A 19,527-nucleotide genomic window follows, 5' to 3' on the forward strand; every position below is an offset into this window, starting at 1 on the left:
TGAAGTACGGCCAGGGAGGGCTGTCGGGTCGGAGCCGATCGGGCCACCGACCGGGCATCCTCATGCGTGCGCCCTGTTCGGAGTACGTCGTTTAGCCACGACGCACTCAGCAGGCGCATTACCACCATACCCCGGAATCGCGCACATGCGATGGCCGATTTGGTCACGTAGTCGTGGTCACAGTGGTTGACCAGGGGCTTCCGAGGTACGGCAAGCGGGCTATTGTGCGCCTCATGACTAGCTCTGACAAGCCTGAGAACGCGTCCGCCGCCTCCGCCGCACCCACCGGTGTCGCCGCCCAGGACTGGGCGCAGGCCTCCGCGGACCCGCAGTACCGTCCCGCGGTCGTGGATCTGCTCGGCGCGCTCGCGTACGGAGAGCTGGCGGCGTTCGAGCGGCTCGCGGAGGACGCCAAGCTGGCGCCCACCCTCGCGGACAAGGCGGAGCTGGCGAAGATGGCTTCGGCCGAGTTCCACCACTTCGAGAGGCTGCGGGACCGGCTGACCGAGATCGGCGAGGAGCCGACCGAGGCGATGGAGCCGTTCGTCGCGGCCCTGGACGGCTTCCACCGGCAGACGGCGCCGTCGGACTGGCTGGAGGGCCTGGTCAAGGCGTACGTCGGCGACTCGATCGCCAGTGACTTCTACCGGGAGGTCGCGGCCCGGCTGGACTCCGACACGCGCGAGCTGGTCCTCGCCGTCCTCGACGACACCGGGCACGCCGGTTTCGCGGTGGAGAAGGTGCGTGCGGCCATCGACGCCGACCCGCGCGTCGGCGGGCGGCTCGCGCTGTGGGCGCGGCGTCTGATGGGGGAGGCGCTGTCGCAGTCGCAGCGGGTCGTCGCCGACAGGGACGCGCTGTCGACCATGCTCGTGGGCGGGGTGGCCGACGGGTTCGATCTCGCCGAGGTCGGCCGGATGTTCTCGCGGATCACCGAGGCGCACACCAAGCGGATGGCTGCGCTGGGCCTTGCGGCCTGAGAGCCGTTGCGCCGCCCGGGGGTGGCTTCCGGCCGTCGACGCGGCTGCGGGTTCTCCGTGGCCGGTCGCGCAGTTCCCCGCGCCCCTCGGGGGCGGTCCCGCCCTTGCGTAGTTCCTCACGCTCCTTGGCTGCGGTGCCGCCCTGGCGTAGTTCCCCGCGCTCCTTTTCTGCTACGCCGTGGCTGATCGTCGGCGCAGGCGGCCTGCCGGGCGCAGGAGGAGCGAGAGGGAGGCGGCCGAGACGATCGCGGCGCCCAGGAGGCTCAGCAGGAAGCTGTCGGGGCCCAGGGCGCTGTGGGTGACGAAGTCGCCGAAGAGGGCTCCGGCGACGCCGGTCGAGAAGACGAGGGGGCGGGAGGGCAGCCGGTGCGCGAACCGGTGTGTCGCCGCCCAGGCAAGGACCAGGCCGAGCAAGGCGGATCCGATTGCTTCCAGGATCATGACGGGGTCCCTCCCACGGCCGGCCCGCGCTTCACGGTCGTAGCCGGTCATACCCGTGACCTGCGGAATCCAATCATCGCCTGTGGACGACTTGTGCTCCATCTGTGCGCACGTTCCACACACGGAGGGGCCCGGCGGCACAGTGCCGCCGGGCCCCTCCGTGACTCGGACCTACAGCGTGCCGAAGCCCACCTTGCGGATGGTCGGCTCCCCGATCTCCACGTACGCCAGGCGGTCCGTCGGGACCAGCACCTTGCGGCCCTTCTCGTCCTGGAGGCTCAGCAGCTGGGTCTTGCCGGCCAACGCGTCCGACACCAGGCGCTCCACCTCTTCGACGCTCTGACCGCTCTCCAGAACGATCTCGCGGGGCGCGTACTGCACGCCGATCTTGACCTCCACGGCTATGTCCCTCCGACGGTCAGTGATGTGCGCGATCTTCCGCGCCGTACGCAGCACACATTAGCCCGGAGAGGGGACGTGCACGCTGCGGGCCGGAACGCCAACAGCGAACACACCGTGGGAACAAACGACCGTCAGTGGTGTTCGTTGCCGTGCAGCGGGAAACCGGCGATGCCCCGCCACGCCAGCGAGGTCAGCAGCTGCACCGCCTGGTCGCGCGGCACGCTGCGGTCACTGTGCAGCCAGGACCGTGCGACCACCTGGGCCAGACCGCCGAGGCCGGAGGCGAGCAGCATCGACTCGGCGCGCGACAGACCCGTGTCCTCCGCGATGACCTCGCAGATCGCCTCGGCGCAGTCGTTGGTGACCTTGTCGACGCGCTCGCGCACCGCGGGCTCGTTCGTCAGGTCCGACTCGAAGACCAGACGGAAGGCGCCGCCGTCGTCCTCGACGTACGCGAAATAGGCGTCCATGGTCGCCCGTACGCGCTGCTTGTTGTCGGTCGTCGAGGCGAGCGCGCTGCGCACGGCCTGGATCAGCGACTCGCAGTGCTGGTCCAGCAGAGCGAGGTAGAGGTCGAGCTTGCCGGGGAAGTGCTGGTAGAGCACCGGCTTGCTGACGCCGGCCCGCTCGGCGATGTCGTCCATCGCCGCCGCGTGATAGCCCTGTGCGACGAAGACCTCCTGGGCAGCGCCCAGCAACTGGTTCCGTCGGGCGCGGCGTGGCAGACGGGTGCCACGCGGGCGTGCTGCCTCAGTTTGCTCGATGGCTGTCACGCCGCCTCCCAAAGTCGTCCACATGCGGTGTTGGCCGCGCGGCCATCGTACTTTTCGGTAACCGTGGTGTGCGCGGTGCGAGCGCAGAATTTCACGTACCGGACGGCGACGAAAGCCGCGAAGCCCACCTTGCGCGTCCGGAGCAGTGGCCCGCGGGGGTCCGTGCGGTCCCGCGCGGTCCTGCGGGGGTCAGCGATAGTCGTCCTCGTCCAGTGAGACCACGCGTGCCTGTTCGATGAGATCGGCCTCGTTCCCGCGGTCCGGATCCACTCCCGTCAGGGGGGCGTCGTGGTCCGGCGCGATGTCTGCATGCTGCTCGACGGTGTCGCCCTCGGGGGCCTCGACGTCGAGCTCCGGGATGTCGTCGGCTGCCAGATCCTCGATCACGTCCGGCTCGACTGGGTCATAGGCCATGGTGGGCTCCCTTCCTACGAATGTCCCTGGAAGCAGCAGGGGCCACATACGGGTGCCCTCGGTACGAGCCTAGGAGACACCAGATCCGGACGCCATGCCGTGGAAGCCTGTTCGCCGCGCGGTCCGGGCCCGTGGATCCGGCCCGTGGTTGGTGCGCGTCGCCGTGCGTCCCTCGCTGATCAGCGACCAGAAGTTCCGGTGGGGGCGTGCGGTCCGGCCGTGCGGTCCGTCGTGCGGGCCTGTCATGCGGTCCGGCCGTGCGATCTCGGTCGGGGGCGCAGCGCGTATCCGACACGGCGAGTCCCTCTTGTGACCGCGAACACATGAACCACAGCGTGATCGTCTCGTAACATTGCCGCATGTCTTCGACCGAGTCGCCGTCCGTGCCGGCCGCAAGTGTGCTTCCCCGGGTGGCGCCCGTCCGGGTCGGCGAGGGCGAGCGGATGCGGTCGGTGAGGCTGCCGGGGGTCACCCTGTCCATCCGCTCACGGCCCCCCGCGCGCGAGGGTCTGCCGCCCGCGCTCTACATCCACGGGCTCGGCGGTTCCTCCCAGAACTGGTCGGCCCTGATGGCGGAACTGGACGGCCTCGTCGACGGCGAGGCCGTCGATCTGCCCGGCTTCGGCGACTCCCCGCCCCCGGACGACGGCGACTACTCCGTCACCGGACACGCGCGCGCGGTCATCCGCTACCTCGACGCCTCCGAGCGCGGTCCGGTCCATCTCTTCGGCAACTCCCTCGGCGGAGCGGTCACCACGCGTGTCGCCGCCGTACGCCCCGACCTCGTCCGGACGCTCACGCTGGTCTCGCCGGCCCTGCCGGAGCTGCGCGTGCAGCGGACCGCGGTACCGACGGCGCTGCTGGGCGTGCCCGGCATCGCCGCGCTCTTCAACCGGCTCACCAAGGAGTGGACGGCCGAGCAGCGGGTGAGCGGAGTGATGGCCCTGTGCTACGGCGATCCCGGGCGGGTCTCGCCGGAGGCCTTCGGCCATGCCGTGGAGGAACTGGAACGGCGGCTGCAACTGCCTTATTTCTGGGACGCGATGGCACGCTCGGCGCGCGGGATCGTCGACGCCTACACCCTCGGCGGCCAGCACGGGCTGTGGCGCCAGGCCGAGCGCGTGCTCGCGCCCACCCTGCTGATCTACGGCGGCCGTGACCAGCTGGTCGGCTTCCGCATGGCCCGCAAGGCCGCCCGTTCCTTCCGCGACTCCCGGCTGCTGTCCCTGCCGGAGGCGGGGCACGTGGCGATGATGGAGTACCCGGAGGTGGTCGCCCTGGCGTTCCGGGAACTCCTTGAGGACGCAGGGGAGTTGAGCGATCTGGGCGTGGGCGGGTCCGGGGGTGGTGGTGCGGTCGCGGCGCCGGGTGCCGGATCCACCGGGAGCGGCGGCGTCGCCGCCACGGGCGTGGGGAGCTGAGGACACAGGTGGGACGCCACAGCCGCCGCGGACCGGACTCCAAGAACGGCCCCGCGGACATAACAGCACAGCGAGACGAACGGGGTTCCGCCGCCGATGCGCCCCGTGCCCCGGGGGCTCCGGGTGGCCCTGGTGCGCCGGGTACGGCCCAGCGGCCCGTCCTGCCGGGCCAGCGCCAGGCACCGGGCAGCGGTGCCCGTGACTACGGGCCGCCGCGCACCGCGCAGGGCGCGCCCGGGTTTCCGCCGGGCACCCCTGCCCATGGCGTGCCCCGTATTCCCGACGGCACGCCGGCGCACGGCGTGCCCCGCTTTCCCGATGGCATGCCGGTGCACGGTGTACCGAGGCTTCCCGACGGCACGCCTGCGCGAGGTGTGCCGAGGTCGCCCGGTGGTGCTCCGCCGGCCCGGGGCGGGCACCCGGAGCAGCGTGAAGGCGGGGGCGGCTGGGGCGAGTTCGCGGGGCCGGCCGGCGGCGGAGCCGGAGCCGCTTCCGCGGTGAGGCAGAGTGCGGGCGGGCCCGGTGTCACCCTTCCGCGGCAGGGACAGGGGCAGGCGCGTCGGCGGGGCCGGGGCAGTGGCTCCGGCGGCGGACCCCGGCAGGAGTATCTCGACGCCTTCGGCGAGGACGTCGACGTCTTCGAACCCCGTTCCGGCGGCGGGGCGGCCGACACGCAGGAGTCGCGCAGCCCCGGTGCGGACACGGCCGCCGGCGGTGCCGGCACGGGCTCGGGGGACGGCGACGGCGCGCCGCCCACCGGTGTGCCCGCGCAACGCACGGGCGGCAAGGGACGGGCCTTCACGGGCATCGCGGCCGCCGCCGTGACCACCGTGCTCGCCGTCGTCGTGGCAGGCCAGGTCGTCGACGACCGGGACGGCACGGGTGCACGGGCCCCGTCCGCCACCGACCAGGCGCGCGACGCCCGTGGGCACGGGCAGACGACGCCCTCGGCCGCGCCGAGCGTGGTGGCGCTGACGTACGAGCAGAAGATGGACCGGAAGTACCTGCTCGGCCCCAGGCTGCAGGGGCCGGGGAAGTTCGAGACCGTCCCGGGCTTCGACAAGGCACCCGGCAAGGGGCAGAAGTACACCTACCGTGTGGACGTCGAAAAGGGGCTCGGCCTGGACGGTGTGCTGTTCGCCGAGGCCGTGCAGAAGACCCTCAACGACGACCGCAGCTGGGCCCACGGCGGCGTCCGTACCTTCGAGCGGATCTCCTCCGGCAAGCCCGACTTCGTGATCACGCTGGCCAGCCCCGGTACCACCGCCAAGTGGTGCGCCAAGTCCGACCTGGACACCGCGGAGGAGAACGTCTCCTGCGACTCCGCGTCCACCGAGCGCGTGATGATCAATGCCTACCGGTGGGCGCAGGGCAGCAAGACATACGGCGACAAAATGTATGCGTACCGGCAGATGCTCATCAATCACGAGGTGGGCCACCGGCTCGGCCACGGCCATGTGTCGTGCCAGAAGGACGGCGAACTGGCTCCGGTCATGCAGCAGCAGACCAAGTTCCTCGACCACGACGGAATCCACTGTCTGCCCAACCCCTGGCCCTATCCCAGGAGTTGACAGCTGCCGCTGAGGCCACATTGACATGCGTCGATGGATCGTTCATATTCTTGCGCATGTGGTCTAGTCATGCCGTCTCCTGCAGCGCCGCCATAGAGCTGGCGCTGATCGGCGTGACCGCTCTCTGCGTGTCCGACGTCCACTGTCGCTGACGCCGCCTCCTGGCGTTCGCGTCGCGACCTTCTGTTCTTTCTCCTTCCGTGGCCGTGTCACGGATTTTTCGACGACCCGACGCCGGGGCCGACGTCTGTCCGCAGCCGTCTCACTCCTCGTCCACATGTCTCACTCTTCGAGATTCCTGATTCTCGATCCGTTCCCGAGAGGTCGTCATTCCGATGCGTCAACCGTCCGTGAACAGCGCCCGCGTGGCGACCGTTTCGCTTGCCCTGGTCGTGGCAGCGGGCGCCGCCGCCTGCGGCCCGAAGGACAGCGATGCCAAGGGCTCCGGTGGCGACTTGGCGCCGCACAAGGGCGGCACGCTCACGGTCCTGAACTCCGAGCCGCAGCAGGACTTCGACCCCGCCCGCCTCTACACCTCCGGCGGCGGCAACGTCCCCTCGCTCGTGTTCCGTACGCTCACCACGCGCAACCGCGAGAACGGCGCGGCCGGCGCCAAGGTCGTCCCGGACCTGGCCACCGACACCGGGCGTCCCAACAAGGACGCGACCGTGTGGACGTACACCCTGAAGAAGGGACTCGCGTACGAGGACGGCACCCCGATCACCTCGGCGGACATCAAGTACGGCATCGAGCGCTCCTTCGCCCCCGAGCTCTCCGGCGGCGCCCCCTACCTGCGCGACTGGCTCGCCGGAGCGGCGGACTACCAGGGTCCCTACAAGGACAAGAAGGGCCTGTCGGCGATCGGCACGCCCGACGCGCGGACCATCGTCTTCCACCTGAACAAGCCCGAGGGCGAGTTCCCGTTCCTGGCCACCCAGACGCAGTTCACCCCGGTCCCCAAGAGCAAGGACACGGGCACCAGGTACGAGGAGCACCCGGTCTCGTCCGGCCCCTACAAGGTCGTCAAGAACGAGAACGACGGCGAGCACCTCGTCCTGGAGCGCAATCCGCACTGGTCCACGGCCGTCGACGCCGAGCGCAAGGCGTACCCGGACACCATCGACGTACGCTCCGGCCTCGACTCGTCCGTGATCAACCAGCGGCTCTCCGCGTCCCAGGGCGCGGACGCGGCCGCGGTCACCACGGACACCAACCTCGGTCCGGCCGAACTCGCCAGGGTGACCGGCGACGGCGAACTGGCCGCGCGCGTGGGCACCGGCCACTTCGGCTACACCAACTACCTGGCCTTCAACCCGAAGGTGAAGCCGTTCGACGACCCCAGGGTGCGGCAGGCCATCGCGTACGCCGTCGACCGCTCCTCCGTGGTCAACGCGGCCGGCGGTTCGGCGCTCGCCGAGCCCGCCACCACCTTCCTGCCCGACCAGAAGTCCTTCGGCCACACGCCGTACGACCCCTTCCCGGCGGGGAGGACGGGCAACGCGGCCAAGGCCAGGGAGCTGCTCGCCCAGGCCGGCCACAAGAGCGGGCTGACCATCACGCTCACGCATTCCAACGACAAGAACTTCGAGACCAGCCCGGAGATCGCCACCGCCGTCCAGGACGCCCTGAAGAAGGCCGGCATCACGGTCAGGCTCCAGGGCCTGGAGGACAACGACTACCGGGACAAGATCCACAGCGTGAAGACCGAGCCCGGCTTCTTCCTCGCCCACTGGGGTGCCGACTGGCCCTCCGGCGGCCCCTTCCTCGCCCCGATCTTCGACGGCCGTCAGATCGTCAAGGACGGAGCGAACTTCAACACGGGCCTGCTGGACGACACGTCGGTCAACGACGAGATCGACGCGATCAACAAGCTGACCGACCTCGACGCGGCCGCCCGGCGGTGGGGCGCACTGGACAAGAAGATCGGCGAGCGGGCCCTCGTCGTGCCGCTGTTCCACCCGGTCTACAAGCGCCTGTACGGCTCGCACGTCAGGAACATCGTCATCAGCGACTGGACCGGCGTCCTCGACATCTCCCAGGCAGCGGTGAAGTAGAGCCGTGAGCCAGGCACTTGTCGCCTCCCGCGCCCCCGGGACGGACACACCCGTCCCGGGGGTCTCGGGGGCCCGTCAGTTCTGGCGGCGGCTGCGGACGCAGCGCGCCGCCCTGGTCGCCGCGGCCGTCGTCGCGCTGCTCGTCCTGGTCGCGCTCGCCGCGCCGCTGCTCACCGCCCTGGAGGGCCAGGACCCGACCACCTACCACCCCTCCCTGATCGACTCCGCACGCGGGGGCGTGCCCGTCGGCCCGTTCGGCGGCATCGGCGCCGACCACTGGCTGGGCGTCGAACCGCAGACCGGGCGGGACCTGTTCGCACGGCTGGTGTACGGGGCCCGGGTCTCCCTGGCCGTCGCGCTCGCGGCCACCCTGATGCAGGTCGTCGTCGGGGTCGGGGTCGGCGTGGCCTCCGCGCTCGGCACCGGATGGGTCGATCAGCTGCTGAGCCGCGTCACGGACATCATCGTGGCGCTGCCCCTGATGATCATGTCGTTGGCGCTGCTGGCGATCGTGCCGTCGAGCTTCCCGCGCCCCGTCCTGGTCAGCCTGGTCATCGGCCTGATCGCGTGGGGCAACATCGCGAAGATCGTGCGTGCCCAGACCCTCACCCTCAAGGGGCTCGACCACGTCTCCGCCGCCCGGCTGAGCGGCCGGCGCGGCTGGCAGATCGCCCGCCGCGAGCTGCTGCCCGGCCTCGCCGCGCCCGTCATCACCTACGCCGCGCTGCTGGTGCCCACGAACATCTCCGCCGAGGCGGCCCTGTCCTTCCTCGGTGTCGGCGTGAAGCCACCGACACCCTCGTGGGGACAGATGCTCACCGCCGCCGACGTCTGGTACCAGGCGGCCCCGCAGTACCTGCTGCTGCCGGCCGGCGCCCTGTTCGCCACCGTCCTCGCCCTCACCGTCCTCGGCGACGGCGTGCGCACCGCCCTCGACCCGCGCGCGGCCTCCCGCCTGCGTGTCGGCACCGGCCGCAGGAACGAGAACAGGGCCGCGAAGCGACTCGGCACCGGCCTCGGGAGCGGGGGCAGGGCCGCAGGGGAGGAGACCTCATGAGCGGCTTCGGCGGATTCCTGCTGCGCCGGGCCGTGGGCGCGGTGATCACCCTGCTCGCCCTCTCGGTGCTCATCTACGTCGTCTTCTACGCCACCCCCGGCAACGTCGCCCAGATCACCTGCGGCCCGCGCTGCTCACCGGAACAGGTGCACCAGGTCGCCCGGCAGCTGAAGCTCGGCGACCCGCTCTACCTGCGCTACTGGCACTTCCTGGAGGGCATCTTCGCCGGCCAGGACTACTCCACGGGCACCTCCGTGGCGCACTGCCCGGCACCCTGCCTGGGGCTGTCGTACCAGAGCGACCGGCAGGTGACGGACATCATCCTGACCAAGCTGCCGGTCAGCCTGTCCCTCGTCCTCGGCGCGATGGTGCTGTGGCTGGTGGTCGGAGTCGGCACCGGCGTGCTGTCCGCATGGCGGCGCGGCCGGCTCTCCGAGCGCGTGCTGACCGCTCTCACGCTCGCCGGCTGGGCCACCCCCGTCTTCGTCCTCGGTCTCGTCCTGATGATCGTCGTCTGCGGCGAACTCCAGCTGCTGCCGTTCCCGCAGTACGTGGACTTCGCCGACGACCCCGAGCAGTGGGCGTGGAACCTGCTGCTGCCCTGGCTGTCGCTCGCCCTGATCGAGGCGGCCGCCTTCGCCCGGCTCACCCGGACGGCGATGCTGGAGACACTCGCCGAGGACCACATCCGCACCTTCCGCGCCTACGGCGTGGGCGAGGGCGCCATCGTCGGCCGGCACGCCCTGCGCGGCGCCCTGGCGCCCGTCATCGCGCTGAACGCCAACAACGTCGGCTCGGCCGTCGGCGGCGCCGTCCTCACCGAGACCCTGTTCGGCCTGCCCGGCATCGGCCAGGAGCTGGTGCACGCGGTGAAGGTCGTCGACCTGCCGGTCGTCGTCGGCATGGTCCTGGTCGTCGGCTTCTTCGTGGTCATCGCCAATGCCGTCGCGGACGTCCTGTACGCGGTGGCCGACCGACGGGTGGTACTCGCATGAGCCTCGTGGACGTCACGGACCTCACGGTCGAGTTCGGTCCGCTGCGGGCCGTGGACGGGCTCTCCTTCCGGCTGGAGGAGGGCGCCGCCCTCGCGCTGGTCGGCGAGTCCGGCTCCGGCAAGTCCACGGTCGCCGGCGCCCTGCTGGGCCTGCACCGGGGCACCGGAGCGCGGGTCGGCGGCTCCGTCCGGGTCGCCGGCACCGACGTGCAGGAGGCGCCGGACGAGGAACTGCGGCGTCTGCGCGGTGCGAAGGCCGCCATGGTCTTCCAGGACCCGCTGTCCTCGCTCGACCCGTACTACGCGATCGGCGACCAGATCGCCGAGGTGTACCGCCTGCACACACGCGCCTCACGCCGCGCCGCACGCGCGCGTGCCGTCGAGGTGCTGGAGCGGGTGGGAATCCCGGACGCACGGCGCCGGTCCCGTTCCCGCCCGCACGAGTTCAGCGGCGGCATGCGCCAGCGCGCCCTCATCGCCATGGCCCTCGCCTGCGCACCGGACCTGCTGATCGCCGACGAGCCCACGACGGCCCTCGACGTCACCGTCCAGGCCCAGATCCTCGACCTGCTGCACACGCTGCGCGAGGAGACCGGCATGGGCCTGCTCCTCGTCACCCACGACGTGGGTGTCGCCGCCGAGAGCGCCGACGAGGTGCTGGTCATGCGGTACGGCAGGGCCGTCGAACACGGCCCGGTCGGTACGGTCCTGGGGGCGCCCGTGCAGGCGTACACCCGCGAACTGCTCGGCGCCGTACCCCGCGTCGACGCACCGCGCGTCGCGGTGGTGGCCCCCTCGGCCGCGGTGGTGGTCCCCTCCGGGGACGCAGCGCGCGTCGCCGGGGTGCCGCTTGTGGACACGTCTCGCTCCGCCCCGGCCCGGCCCGGGGACGTGGCGTGCGCCGCCGGGGCCGCGGCCGGGACAAGGGCGCCCGGCGAGGCCGTCCTGGAGGCGACCGGGCTGCGGCGCGAGTTCGGGCGCGGCAAGCGGGCTTTCACGGCCGTGGACGGCATCTCGCTGACCGTGGGCAGGGGCGAGACCCTGGGCATCGTCGGGGAGAGCGGCAGCGGCAAGACGACCCTCGGCCGCATGCTGGTCGGGCTGCTGCGGCCCACCGCCGGGGACATCCGCTACGACGGGCGCCCGCACACCGGCGTGAACCCGGCCGTGCAGATGGTCTTCCAGGACCCCGTCTCCTCCCTCAACCCCCGCCGCAGTGTGGGCGAGTCCGTCGCCGACCCGCTCCGCGCACGCGGGACGGGGGGCGCCCCGTTCCTGGGAAGCCGGGAGCGGGGGAGGGACGAGGCGCGCATCCGGGCGCGCGTGATCGAACTGCTGGAGCGCGTGGGGCTGGAGGCGGCGCACTACGACCGCTACCCGCACGAGTTCAGCGGGGGACAGCGCCAGCGCGTGGGTATCGCCCGGGCGCTCGCCGCCGATCCGCGCGTCATCGTCTGCGACGAGCCCGTCTCCGCGCTCGACGTCACCACCCAGGCCCAGGTCGTCGCCCTGCTCGGTGAGTTGCAGCGGGAACTCGGCCTCGCGCTCGTGTTCATCGCGCACGACCTCGCCGTCGTCCGCCAGGTCAGCGACCGGGTCGCGGTGATGCGCCGCGGGCAGGTCGTGGAGTGCGGCCCCGTCGACGAGGTGTACGAAGCCCCGCGCGAGCCGTACACCAGGCAGCTGCTCGCCGCCGTGCCCGCGCTCGACCCGGAGCTGGCGGCCCGGCGGCGGGCCGCACGCCGGGAACCGGCCGTGACGTAACGTTTCGCACCTGGGCAATCACCCTGTGAACTCATAGCGCGACAGAACGCGGTCTGCACGCGAAAGTTACGACCGTTCACCCCTTTTGGTGGCGCGATGGACAACCGTCCGTCGCGCCACCGCCTTGTCCGCATACGTTCTTCTCCGCTGTGAGCCGCCGGGACCAGGACGGCTCCCACTCACGGGAGATCGGGGGTGCATACGTGCGCATCGGACTGCTTACGGAGGGTGGCTATCCGCATGTGAGCGGTGACGCCGGGCTCTGGTGCGACCGGCTCGTGCGCGGGCTCGCACAGCACGAGTTCGACCTCTATGCGCTCAGCCGCAGCAGAGAGCAGGAGGAAGCGGGCCGGGTCCCGCTCCCGCCGCAGGTCGGCCGGGTGCGTACGGCGCCGCTGTGGACGGCCGAGGACGACGGGGTCGCCCACGGCCGCCGCGCACGCCGGCGCTTCACCGAGTGCTATGCGGAACTGGTCGCGGTGGTGTGCGCGGGTTCCGACGCGCTGTTCGATGCGGCGTCCCCCACCGGGTCCTCCCATCTGGCGGACCGTTTCGGCAGCGCGCTCTACGCTCTCGCCGAACTCGCCCGCGACGAGGGCGGGTTGGTCGGCGCGCTCCGCTCCGACACCGCCGTACGCACCCTGGAGCGCGCCTGCCGCGCCGCCGGCGCGCTGCGTACGGCGCGCGAGGCGCGCGTACCCGACCTGCTCACCGTCGCCGCGCACCTCGAACGCGCCCTGCGCCCCCTCTCCCTCGACTGGTACGGCGACGACGGCCTCGGCGCGGCCGACCTCTGCCACGCCGCCGCGGGTGGCCCGGCCGCCCTGCCCGGACTGCTCGCCCGGCACTTCGGCGACGTACCCCTGCTGGTCACCGAGTACGGCGTGCCGTTGCGCTCGCACTACCTGGCCCTCGGCCCCGACACCGCCGCCCCCGCCGTACGCGCCCTGCTCGCCGCCTTCCACGGCCGGCTGGCCGCCGAGGTCTACGGGCGCGCCGCGATCCTCACGCCCGGCAACGCCCATGCCCGGCGCTGGCAGGAACGGTGCGGCGCCGACCGCGCCAGGATCCGCACCGTCCACCCGGGCATGGAGGCCTCCCGCTTCGCGGAGGTCGGCGAGTCCCCGGACCGCGCCGACCCCGGCACGCTCGTCTGGGTCGGGCGCGTCGAACCCGCCAAGGACCTGGTGTCCCTGCTGCACGCCTTCGCCGAGGTGCGCAAGGAGGAACCGAAGGCCCGCCTGCGGATCGTGGGCGCCCCCGCCGGACGCGAGGGCGAGGCCTACCTGGGCCACTGCAGGGTGCTCGCCGCCCAGCTCTTCCCGGACGAGGCGGAGGGCGTGCACGCGGTGGGCGACAACCCGGTCTCCTTCGAGGAGATCGGCGGCCCCGAGGCCCCGACCCTGCCCGACGCGTACGCCGCCGGCGCAGTCGTCGTCCTCTCCAGCGTCGTCGAAGGCTTCCCGATCACCCTGGCCGAGGCCATGTTCTGCGGCCGCGCCACCGTGTCCACCGACGTCGGCGCGGTGGTCGAGGTCATCGGCGGCACGGGACTCGTCGTCCCGCCGCGCAATCCGCGGGCGCTCGCCGAGGCGTGCGTGGCGCTGCTGCGCGACCCCGAACGCCGTGAGCGCCTGGGTGCCGCCGCCCGCGCCCGTGCGCTCGAACTGTTCACCGTCGAGCAGAACATCGCGGCATTTCACGGCATTTACCTGGAGATCGTCTCGCACTGCCCGGTCCGCCGGGTCGTCCTCGACGCCGCCGGCGAACCCCTTCCGTTCGCCACCCCGCCCGAGGCCCACGTCCCCGGCCGCTGGACCGGCCCCAGCCCCATGGCCCATGCAACGGCCCGGGCCGTTCCCGGCTGGGCCGCAGGCGCGCCGGTCCGTGCGACCCGGCTGGCCTCGGCGGAGGGGGCGCGATGAACGGCCCCGGCGCGGCGAGGAGCGCCCGTGACGGCGCCCGTCATGATGCCCGTGACGGCGCCCGTCATGATGCCCGTGACGGCGCTCGTCATGATGCCCGTGATGCGGAGAACACCCGTGACGAGGAGTGGGCGGCGATGTCGGCGGGCGCGCCGTTGCTGCCGTCGGGCTCGGCGTCGGTGTCCTCTGACCCGTCACCGGTGTCCCCGGCTCCGTCACCGGTGTCCTCAAGCGCGTCGCCGGTGTCCTCAAGCCCGCTGTCGGGGTCCTCGGGCCCGGCGTGGGGCGGAGCGGGCGCCGAGTCCGACCGGAGCCGCGGCGCCGCCCCCCGGCGCGGTGCCGCCGATCCCGTGAAGGCCCTGCTCCACCGTCACCGGGACCTGTGCGAAGGAGCCGTGGACCCGCTGGAGATCGCCGCCGGACTCGAAGCACTCGGCATCACCGACCGGACGGCCGCCCGCTTCCGCCACCGTGACGTCTTCTCGCTGGCCGAGGAGCTGTACGCGCGCGTGCCCCGCGACGGCGCCTCGCGCCCGCACCCCGAGCCCGTGCGCGTACCCCGCCTCGGCGCCGACTGGATCCTGCTCACCCTTCTGCCCGGGGTGCTCGGCGCGGCCGTCCTGACCGGACTGCGCCTCACTCACGGCCAGAGCCGCCTGCCACTCGCCCTCGGCGGACTCCTCGCCGTCGGCCTCGCGGTCCGCGCGGCCCTGCGCCGCGGCCCCCTCGCCGCCAGTCCCGGCACGACCCCGTGGCGCACGGCGACCGGCACCCGCGCGTGGACCCTGTGCCTGCTCGGCTACGCCCTCCTGGGCGACGGACTCCTGCGGGCGATCCTGGCGGGCGGCCCCGACGCCCTGCCCACCGGCGCCCCGGACGACCCGTGGACCGTGGCCTTCGCGCCCGCCCTTGCGCTCGCCCTGGCCTGCGCCCCGGCCGCCTGGTGCGCGCACCTCCTTGCCGCAGGTGCCGGCCGCAGGCTCGTCGGCAGCCGGGGCCTGGAGGACTTCACCGCCGCCACCCGGCCGCTCCTGCTCGGTACGTTCGCCCTGTTCCTGGCTGCCCTCACCACCCTGCTCGCCCTGTGCGGCGCCGCCCTGCACGAGGGCGCGCACTACCCGCAGGCCCTCACGCTCGGTGCCCTGCTGCTGCTCGCCCGCCTCCTCACCGTGCACCACCACCGGCACGCCCCCGTCCTCGTCCTCGGCGTGGCGGCGGCCACCGAGGCGGCGGCCCCCGCCCTGCTCGTGACCGGCCGGCTGCCCGGCTGCGCATTCCTGGCGAGCCCCGTCCAGAGCCTGGTGGACACCTGGGGCACGGCCTCGGTCCCGGCACTCGCCTGTGGCACCGCGGCCCTGACCCTGCTGGTCCACGCCCTGCGCACCCTCACCCGGGCCTCGGCCCACGCGCCCACCGGAGCACCCGAGTGAACCTTCCGCCCCCGGCCCCCGGCCGCGGCCGCACGCGCCCGGTCCGCCGCCGCAGGCAACCGCACCACGCCCTTGCCGTCGCAGGCAACCGCACCACCCCGCTGAAGGAGAAGACCAGATGACCACCTCCCGACACGGAGCGCCCGGAGCGTCCGGAGCCTTGGGCGCAGCCGGAGCGCACACCCCGGGAGCCGCACGATGAGGGTCCTGCTGCTCGGAGCCAACGGTTACCTCGGCCGCTTCGTCGCCGACCGCCTGCTCGCCGACCCGGCCGTCCAGCTCACCGCGCTCGGCCGCGGCGACGACGCCGACGTCCGCTTCGACCTCGCCACCGGCAGCCCCGGAGCGCTCACCCGCTTCCTGGACGCGGTCCACCCCGGAGTCGTCGTCAACTGCGCCGGCACCACTCGCGGCGGCGCCCGCGAACTCACCCGGCACAACACCGTCGCCGTCGCCACCGTCTGCGAGGCCCTGCGCCGCAGCGGCTGCGGCGCCCGCCTGGTGCAGATCGGCTGCGGCTCCGAGTACGGTCCCAGCCAGCCCGGTTCCTCCACGGCCGAGGACGCGGTGCCCCGCCCCGGCGGCCCGTACGGCGTCAGCAAGCTCGCCGCCACCGAACTGGTCCTCGGCTCCGGCCTCGACGCCGTCGTGCTCCGCGTCTTCTCGCCGGCCGGGCCCGGCACCCCGGCCGGCTCCCCGCTGGGACGGCTCGCCGAGGCCATGCGCCGCGCCATGCAGTCCGGCGACGGGGAACTCAAGCTCGGCGGCCTCGGTGTCCAGCGCGACTTCATCGACGTCCGCGATGTCGCGCGCGCCGTGCACGCCGCCTCGCTCTCCGCCGCGCAGGGCGTCATCAACATCGGCTCCGGCCGCGCGGTCCGCCTCCGCGACGCCGCCGCCGTCCTCGCCCGGGTCGCCGGATACGGCGGTGCCCTCCACGAACTCGACGCCCCTCCCGGGCCGCTGCGCAACCCCCTGGGCCACCCCCGCGCCGACGCCGAGCACACGGCCCCGGTCGCGTACCCGTACCCGGACGGCTGCGGCAGCTGGCAGCAGGCCGATGTACGCACCGCCCGCGACCGGCTCGGCTGGCGGCCGCGGATCAACCTCGAAGAATCCCTCGCCGACATCTGGATGGAGGCGGCATGCCGCATCTGACCAGCACCACAGCAGGAACCCCACGCACCGGCGTACGGACCGCCCTCGGCGTCCCCGGCTACGCCCACCCGCTCGTCGCCCCCGCCCAGTGGGCCGGACTCACCCGCCCCGGCACCCCTGTCGACTGGGTCGTGCTGAACGTCGCCGGCGGACCCGGCACCCGCCCCGACCCGCACTGTCTGCGGGCGGCCGGCGGGCTGCGCGACGCCGGTGTCCGAGTCCTCGGCCATCTGGACCTCATCCACGGCGCCCGCCCCCTCGCCGACCTGCTCGGCGACGCCCACCGCTACCTCGACTGGTACCGCGCCGACGGCTTCCTGCTGGACCGCTGCCCCACCGAGCGCACCGCGCTCCCCGAGGTCCGCCGTGCCGTCACCGCCCTGCGGGGGATCAGTGACAGCGCCCACATCGTCCTCGGCCACGGCAGCCACCCGCACCCCGGGTACGCGGAGAACGCCGATCAGCTGGTGACCTTCTCCGGACCCTGGTCGGACTACCGCTGGTCCCAGGTGGCCGAGTGGACCGCCGACTATCCGCCCGACCGCTTCTGCCACTTCGTGCACGGCGTGCCCCGGGGCCACCTGGAGGAGGCGCTGCGCATCGCCCGCTGGCAGGGGGCCTCGACGATCTACTTCACGGACCACACCGATCGCGGCGGTCGCGCCGACCCCTGGGAGACCATGCCCGGCTACTGGGACGAGGTCGTCTCGCGTGTCGGAACGGGAGTCTCGGAATGAAGAAGGCCGTGGCAGTGTTACGGGGAGAACAACTGTAGTGATTGACCGACCAACGGAGTCCCCGTGTCGCTGCCACCCCTGGTCGAGCCGGCTTCCGAGCTCACCGTAGACGAGGTCCGCCGGTACTCCCGCCACCTGATCATCCCCGACGTCGGGATGGACGGGCAGAAGCGGCTGAAGAACGCCAAGGTGCTCTGTGTGGGCGCCGGCGGCCTGGGCTCGCCGGCGCTGATGTACCTGGCGGCCGCGGGCGTGGGCACGCTCGGCATCGTGGAGTTCGACGAGGTCGACGAGTCGAACCTGCAGCGCCAGATCATCCACAGCCAGGCCGACATCGGCCGCTCCAAGGCCGAGTCCGCGCGTGACTCGGTCAAGGGCATCAACCCGTACGTGAACGTGATCCTTCACGAGGAGCGGCTGGAAGCCGACAACGTGATGGACATCTTCAGCCAGTACGACCTGATCGTCGACGGCACGGACAACTTCGCGACCCGCTACCTGGTCAACGACGCGTGCGTGCTGCTGAACAAGCCCTACGTCTGGGGCTCGATCTACCGCTTCGACGGCCAGGCCTCGGTCTTCTGGTCCGAGCACGGCCCCTGCTACCGCTGCCTCTACCCGGAGCCCCCGCCGCCGGGCATGGTCCCCTCCTGCGCCGAGGGCGGCGTGCTGGGTGTGCTGTGCGCGTCCATCGGCTCCATCCAGGTCACCGAGGCGATCAAGGTCCTCACCGGCACCGGCGAGCCCCTGGTCGGCCGCCTGATGATCTACGACGCCCTGGAGATGCAGTACCGCCAGGTCAAGGTCCGCAAGGACCCGGACTGCGCGGTGTGCGGCGAGAACCCCACCGTCACCGAGCTCATCGACTACGAGGCCTTCTGCGGCGTCGTCTCCGAGGAGGCCCAGGAGGCGGCGCTCGGCTCGACGATCACTCCCAAGCAGCTCAAGGAGTGGATCGACGACGGCGAGAACATCGAGATCATCGACGTCCGCGAGCCGAACGAGTACGAGATCGTCTCCATCCCCGGCGCCAGGCTGATCCCGAAGAACGAGTTCCTCATGGGCACCGCCCTGCAGGGCCTGCCGCAGGACAAGAAGATCGTCTTGCACTGCAAGACGGGTGTCCGCAGTGCGGAAGTCCTCGCCGTGCTGAAGTCCGCGGGCTTCTCGGACGCCGTGCACGTCGGCGGCGGCGTGATCGGCTGGGTCAACCAGATCGAACCGCACAAGCCGGTCTACTGATCACCGGTCTGCCTCACCGGCAAGCCTGACGAAGCCCACGGCTCTGACCAGCTCAGATGCCGTGGGTTTCTGTCGTTGTTGGTCGGCGTTGGTTGACCTCGGACGGCCCAGGGGCGGCCCAACGGGTGACCGCCGGCCGCTGACTTGCCGCTGCGCAATCCCTCGATGCGAACTACGGGCAGGGCGGTTGTTGAGGTCTGTCGAGCACGTCAGCCGGACCGCTTGGACCGGTGGCGGTCAGTCGTGGGCGCGGTGGTTGCTGTACTTCGCTGCTGTACAGCCGGTCCTGAGCACGGACACGAAGACGGCACACCCCCGCGAGTGAGCGACCGTGTGAACTGGGCCTATTGCAAAGGAGATCATCCGCTGCGAGGGTGTCGCCGTGTGGATGGCGCTGATGTCCTTGATCCTGTTGCTCGGTGCGGCTTCGGCGATCAACAAGGCACGCAAAGGACAGTGGTACACCGCAGGAGGGATCTTTCTCCCCATCCTCGGCGTGGATGTGATGCTGTTCGACGGAGTGGAACGGCATAGCTCGCTGCTCTTCTGGCTGGGTGTCGCTCTCGCTGCTGTCGGATTCGGTGTGGAGTTCATCGCTTACCGAAGGACTCGTCCACCTATGCCCCAATAGGCGAACTGAAGCGCCAGTTTGGAAGATCGCGTATGCGGGTGCGGCTTGAGCTGGCATAACGGTGACCTGTTTGTTCGATGAGCGCTGACCGGCGTTCCCCGTGGCTTGCCTCTGGAACGGGTACGCCAGGGGCACGCTGTCTCGGGTGTTCGGCGGGTGCCGACGCGCAGGTATTGCCGGGGTAGAGTCTCGCGGACTGGGGAGGTGAGCCATGGCCGCGCTCTTCTACTCCGCTGTCGTGGTCGGCGTCGCATTGATAGCTTTCGCGGTCCTGCGGGAGCACGGAACGCGGTTCGCGAAGGCGGCCTCCTGGTTCTGCCTTGCAGTCGCCGCGCTTCCCGGACTGGGGCTCATCGGCGTCGTTCTCCAAGTGGTCTTTGGGTCGTGAGGCTGGTGCGGGGCTACGACGCTGCTACGTCGCTTGCCGGGTCATGGGCTGGGCTGGGTGAACTGCCCGGGCTCGGGTCCGGCGAGGATGCCACGCCTAATCAGGCTTTTTAGTGCGCAGGACGCAGCCGAACCCCTTCCTCCGC

The 19,527-nt window shown here is 71.9% G+C and carries 19 protein-coding genes; 15 read left to right on the forward strand and 4 right to left on the reverse strand.

Going from position 1 to position 19,527, the window contains the following annotated elements; translation table 11 throughout:
- Positions 1 to 233 precede the first annotated feature (233 nt).
- Positions 234 to 980 (forward strand): ferritin-like fold-containing protein, encoded by a 747-nt coding sequence (locus tag ACFZCP_RS02260; RefSeq protein WP_391423275.1) that lies wholly within the window; start codon positions 234 to 236, stop codon positions 978 to 980.
- Between the two features lie 171 nt (positions 981 to 1,151).
- Here ACFZCP_RS02260 and ACFZCP_RS02265 read toward each other — a convergent pair whose 3' ends face one another.
- From ACFZCP_RS02265 to ACFZCP_RS02280, 4 genes are all read right to left on the reverse strand, one after another.
- Complete coding sequence (locus ACFZCP_RS02265) at positions 1,152 to 1,421, reverse strand: hypothetical protein (protein WP_391423277.1); 270 nt, start codon at positions 1,419 to 1,421, stop codon at positions 1,152 to 1,154.
- A gap of 171 nt (positions 1,422 to 1,592) precedes the next feature.
- Complete coding sequence (locus ACFZCP_RS02270; RefSeq protein WP_362701060.1) at positions 1,593 to 1,820, reverse strand: DUF3107 domain-containing protein; 228 nt, start codon at positions 1,818 to 1,820, stop codon at positions 1,593 to 1,595.
- A 134-nt stretch (positions 1,821 to 1,954) separates the two neighbouring features.
- A complete protein-coding gene (locus ACFZCP_RS02275) occupies positions 1,955 to 2,596 on the reverse strand; it encodes a TetR/AcrR family transcriptional regulator (protein WP_362701057.1) in 642 nt (213 codons plus the stop codon).
- 189 nt (positions 2,597 to 2,785) lie between these two features.
- Entirely contained in the window at positions 2,786 to 3,010 is a 225-nt protein-coding gene (locus ACFZCP_RS02280; protein ID WP_391423280.1) for a hypothetical protein, read from the reverse strand.
- 359 nt (positions 3,011 to 3,369) lie between these two features.
- On the opposite strand from ACFZCP_RS02280, the gene ACFZCP_RS02285 reads away from it, so the two are divergent.
- The 14 genes from ACFZCP_RS02285 (at position 3,370) to ACFZCP_RS02350 (ending at position 19,382) form a co-directional block, all read left to right on the forward strand.
- Positions 3,370 to 4,431, forward strand: a complete 1,062-nt coding sequence (locus tag ACFZCP_RS02285) for an alpha/beta fold hydrolase (protein ID WP_391423281.1) — start codon at positions 3,370 to 3,372, stop codon at positions 4,429 to 4,431.
- A gap of 8 nt (positions 4,432 to 4,439) precedes the next feature.
- On the forward strand, positions 4,440 to 6,002 hold the full coding sequence (locus ACFZCP_RS02290) for a DUF3152 domain-containing protein (RefSeq protein WP_391423282.1): 1,563 nt from the start codon (positions 4,440 to 4,442) through the stop codon (positions 6,000 to 6,002).
- Between the two features lie 56 nt (positions 6,003 to 6,058).
- Positions 6,059 to 6,154 carry an Ms4533A family Cys-rich leader peptide gene (locus ACFZCP_RS02295; RefSeq protein WP_391423283.1) on the forward strand — a complete coding sequence of 32 codons (96 nt, stop codon included), beginning with the start codon at positions 6,059 to 6,061 and terminating at the stop codon, positions 6,152 to 6,154.
- 183 nt (positions 6,155 to 6,337) lie between these two features.
- Positions 6,338 to 8,056 carry an ABC transporter substrate-binding protein gene (locus ACFZCP_RS02300; RefSeq protein WP_391423285.1) on the forward strand — a complete coding sequence of 573 codons (1,719 nt, stop codon included), beginning with the start codon at positions 6,338 to 6,340 and terminating at the stop codon, positions 8,054 to 8,056.
- 4 nt (positions 8,057 to 8,060) lie between these two features.
- Complete coding sequence (locus ACFZCP_RS02305) at positions 8,061 to 9,113, forward strand: ABC transporter permease subunit (protein ID WP_391423287.1); 1,053 nt, start codon at positions 8,061 to 8,063, stop codon at positions 9,111 to 9,113.
- Positions 9,110 to 10,108 (forward strand): ABC transporter permease subunit, encoded by a 999-nt coding sequence (locus ACFZCP_RS02310; RefSeq protein WP_391423289.1) that lies wholly within the window; start codon positions 9,110 to 9,112, stop codon positions 10,106 to 10,108. The genes ACFZCP_RS02305 and ACFZCP_RS02310 overlap by 4 nt, the downstream gene beginning before the upstream one ends.
- Entirely contained in the window at positions 10,105 to 11,871 is a 1,767-nt protein-coding gene (locus tag ACFZCP_RS02315; RefSeq protein WP_391423291.1) for a dipeptide ABC transporter ATP-binding protein, read from the forward strand. The genes ACFZCP_RS02310 and ACFZCP_RS02315 overlap by 4 nt, the downstream gene beginning before the upstream one ends.
- Before the next feature lie 203 nt (positions 11,872 to 12,074).
- Complete coding sequence (locus ACFZCP_RS02320) at positions 12,075 to 13,796, forward strand: DUF3492 domain-containing protein (RefSeq protein ID WP_391423293.1); 1,722 nt, start codon at positions 12,075 to 12,077, stop codon at positions 13,794 to 13,796.
- 137 nt (positions 13,797 to 13,933) lie between these two features.
- Positions 13,934 to 15,226 (forward strand): hypothetical protein, encoded by a 1,293-nt coding sequence (locus ACFZCP_RS02325; RefSeq protein ID WP_391423294.1) that lies wholly within the window; start codon positions 13,934 to 13,936, stop codon positions 15,224 to 15,226.
- A 198-nt stretch (positions 15,227 to 15,424) separates the two neighbouring features.
- Entirely contained in the window at positions 15,425 to 16,384 is a 960-nt protein-coding gene (locus ACFZCP_RS02330) for an NAD-dependent epimerase/dehydratase (RefSeq protein ID WP_362701031.1), read from the forward strand.
- On the forward strand, positions 16,372 to 17,121 hold the full coding sequence (locus ACFZCP_RS02335; RefSeq protein WP_391423296.1) for a spherulation-specific family 4 protein: 750 nt from the start codon (positions 16,372 to 16,374) through the stop codon (positions 17,119 to 17,121). The genes ACFZCP_RS02330 and ACFZCP_RS02335 overlap by 13 nt, the downstream gene beginning before the upstream one ends.
- Positions 17,122 to 17,184: 63 nt before the next feature.
- A complete protein-coding gene (moeZ, locus tag ACFZCP_RS02340) occupies positions 17,185 to 18,363 on the forward strand; it encodes an adenylyltransferase/sulfurtransferase MoeZ (RefSeq protein ID WP_362701027.1) in 1,179 nt (392 codons plus the stop codon).
- A gap of 388 nt (positions 18,364 to 18,751) precedes the next feature.
- Positions 18,752 to 18,994: a hypothetical protein gene (locus ACFZCP_RS02345; RefSeq protein WP_391423297.1), complete on the forward strand. Its 243-nt coding sequence runs from the start codon at positions 18,752 to 18,754 to the stop codon at positions 18,992 to 18,994.
- A 211-nt stretch (positions 18,995 to 19,205) separates the two neighbouring features.
- Positions 19,206 to 19,382 (forward strand): hypothetical protein, encoded by a 177-nt coding sequence (locus ACFZCP_RS02350; RefSeq protein ID WP_168508452.1) that lies wholly within the window; start codon positions 19,206 to 19,208, stop codon positions 19,380 to 19,382.
- The last annotated feature ends 145 nt before the right edge of the window (positions 19,383 to 19,527 follow it).

This window comes from Streptomyces sp. NPDC007971 (assembly GCF_042958635.1).
GTDB lineage: Bacteria > Actinomycetota > Actinomycetes > Streptomycetales > Streptomycetaceae > Streptomyces.

Excerpts from the sequence above, each read along its gene's own strand:
- ACFZCP_RS02335 (WP_391423296.1), top strand. The coding sequence starts at position 16,372 with ATGCCGCATCTGACCAGCACCACAGCAGGAACCCCACGCACCGGCGTA.
- ACFZCP_RS02295 (WP_391423283.1), top strand. The coding sequence starts at position 6,059 with ATGTGGTCTAGTCATGCCGTCTCCTGCAGCGCCGCCATAGAGCTGGCG.
- ACFZCP_RS02300 (WP_391423285.1), top strand. The coding sequence starts at position 6,338 with ATGCGTCAACCGTCCGTGAACAGCGCCCGCGTGGCGACCGTTTCGCTT.
- ACFZCP_RS02345 (WP_391423297.1), top strand. The coding sequence starts at position 18,752 with ATGGCGCTGATGTCCTTGATCCTGTTGCTCGGTGCGGCTTCGGCGATC.
- ACFZCP_RS02310 (WP_391423289.1), top strand. The coding sequence starts at position 9,110 with ATGAGCGGCTTCGGCGGATTCCTGCTGCGCCGGGCCGTGGGCGCGGTG.
- ACFZCP_RS02265 (WP_391423277.1), bottom strand. The coding sequence starts at position 1,421 with ATGATCCTGGAAGCAATCGGATCCGCCTTGCTCGGCCTGGTCCTTGCC.
- ACFZCP_RS02280 (WP_391423280.1), bottom strand. The coding sequence starts at position 3,010 with ATGGCCTATGACCCAGTCGAGCCGGACGTGATCGAGGATCTGGCAGCC.
- ACFZCP_RS02350 (WP_168508452.1), top strand. The coding sequence starts at position 19,206 with ATGGCCGCGCTCTTCTACTCCGCTGTCGTGGTCGGCGTCGCATTGATA.
- ACFZCP_RS02315 (WP_391423291.1), top strand. The coding sequence starts at position 10,105 with ATGAGCCTCGTGGACGTCACGGACCTCACGGTCGAGTTCGGTCCGCTG.
- ACFZCP_RS02325 (WP_391423294.1), top strand. The coding sequence starts at position 13,934 with ATGTCGGCGGGCGCGCCGTTGCTGCCGTCGGGCTCGGCGTCGGTGTCC.
- ACFZCP_RS02260 (WP_391423275.1), top strand. The coding sequence starts at position 234 with ATGACTAGCTCTGACAAGCCTGAGAACGCGTCCGCCGCCTCCGCCGCA.
- ACFZCP_RS02330 (WP_362701031.1), top strand. The coding sequence starts at position 15,425 with ATGAGGGTCCTGCTGCTCGGAGCCAACGGTTACCTCGGCCGCTTCGTC.
- ACFZCP_RS02285 (WP_391423281.1), top strand. The coding sequence starts at position 3,370 with ATGTCTTCGACCGAGTCGCCGTCCGTGCCGGCCGCAAGTGTGCTTCCC.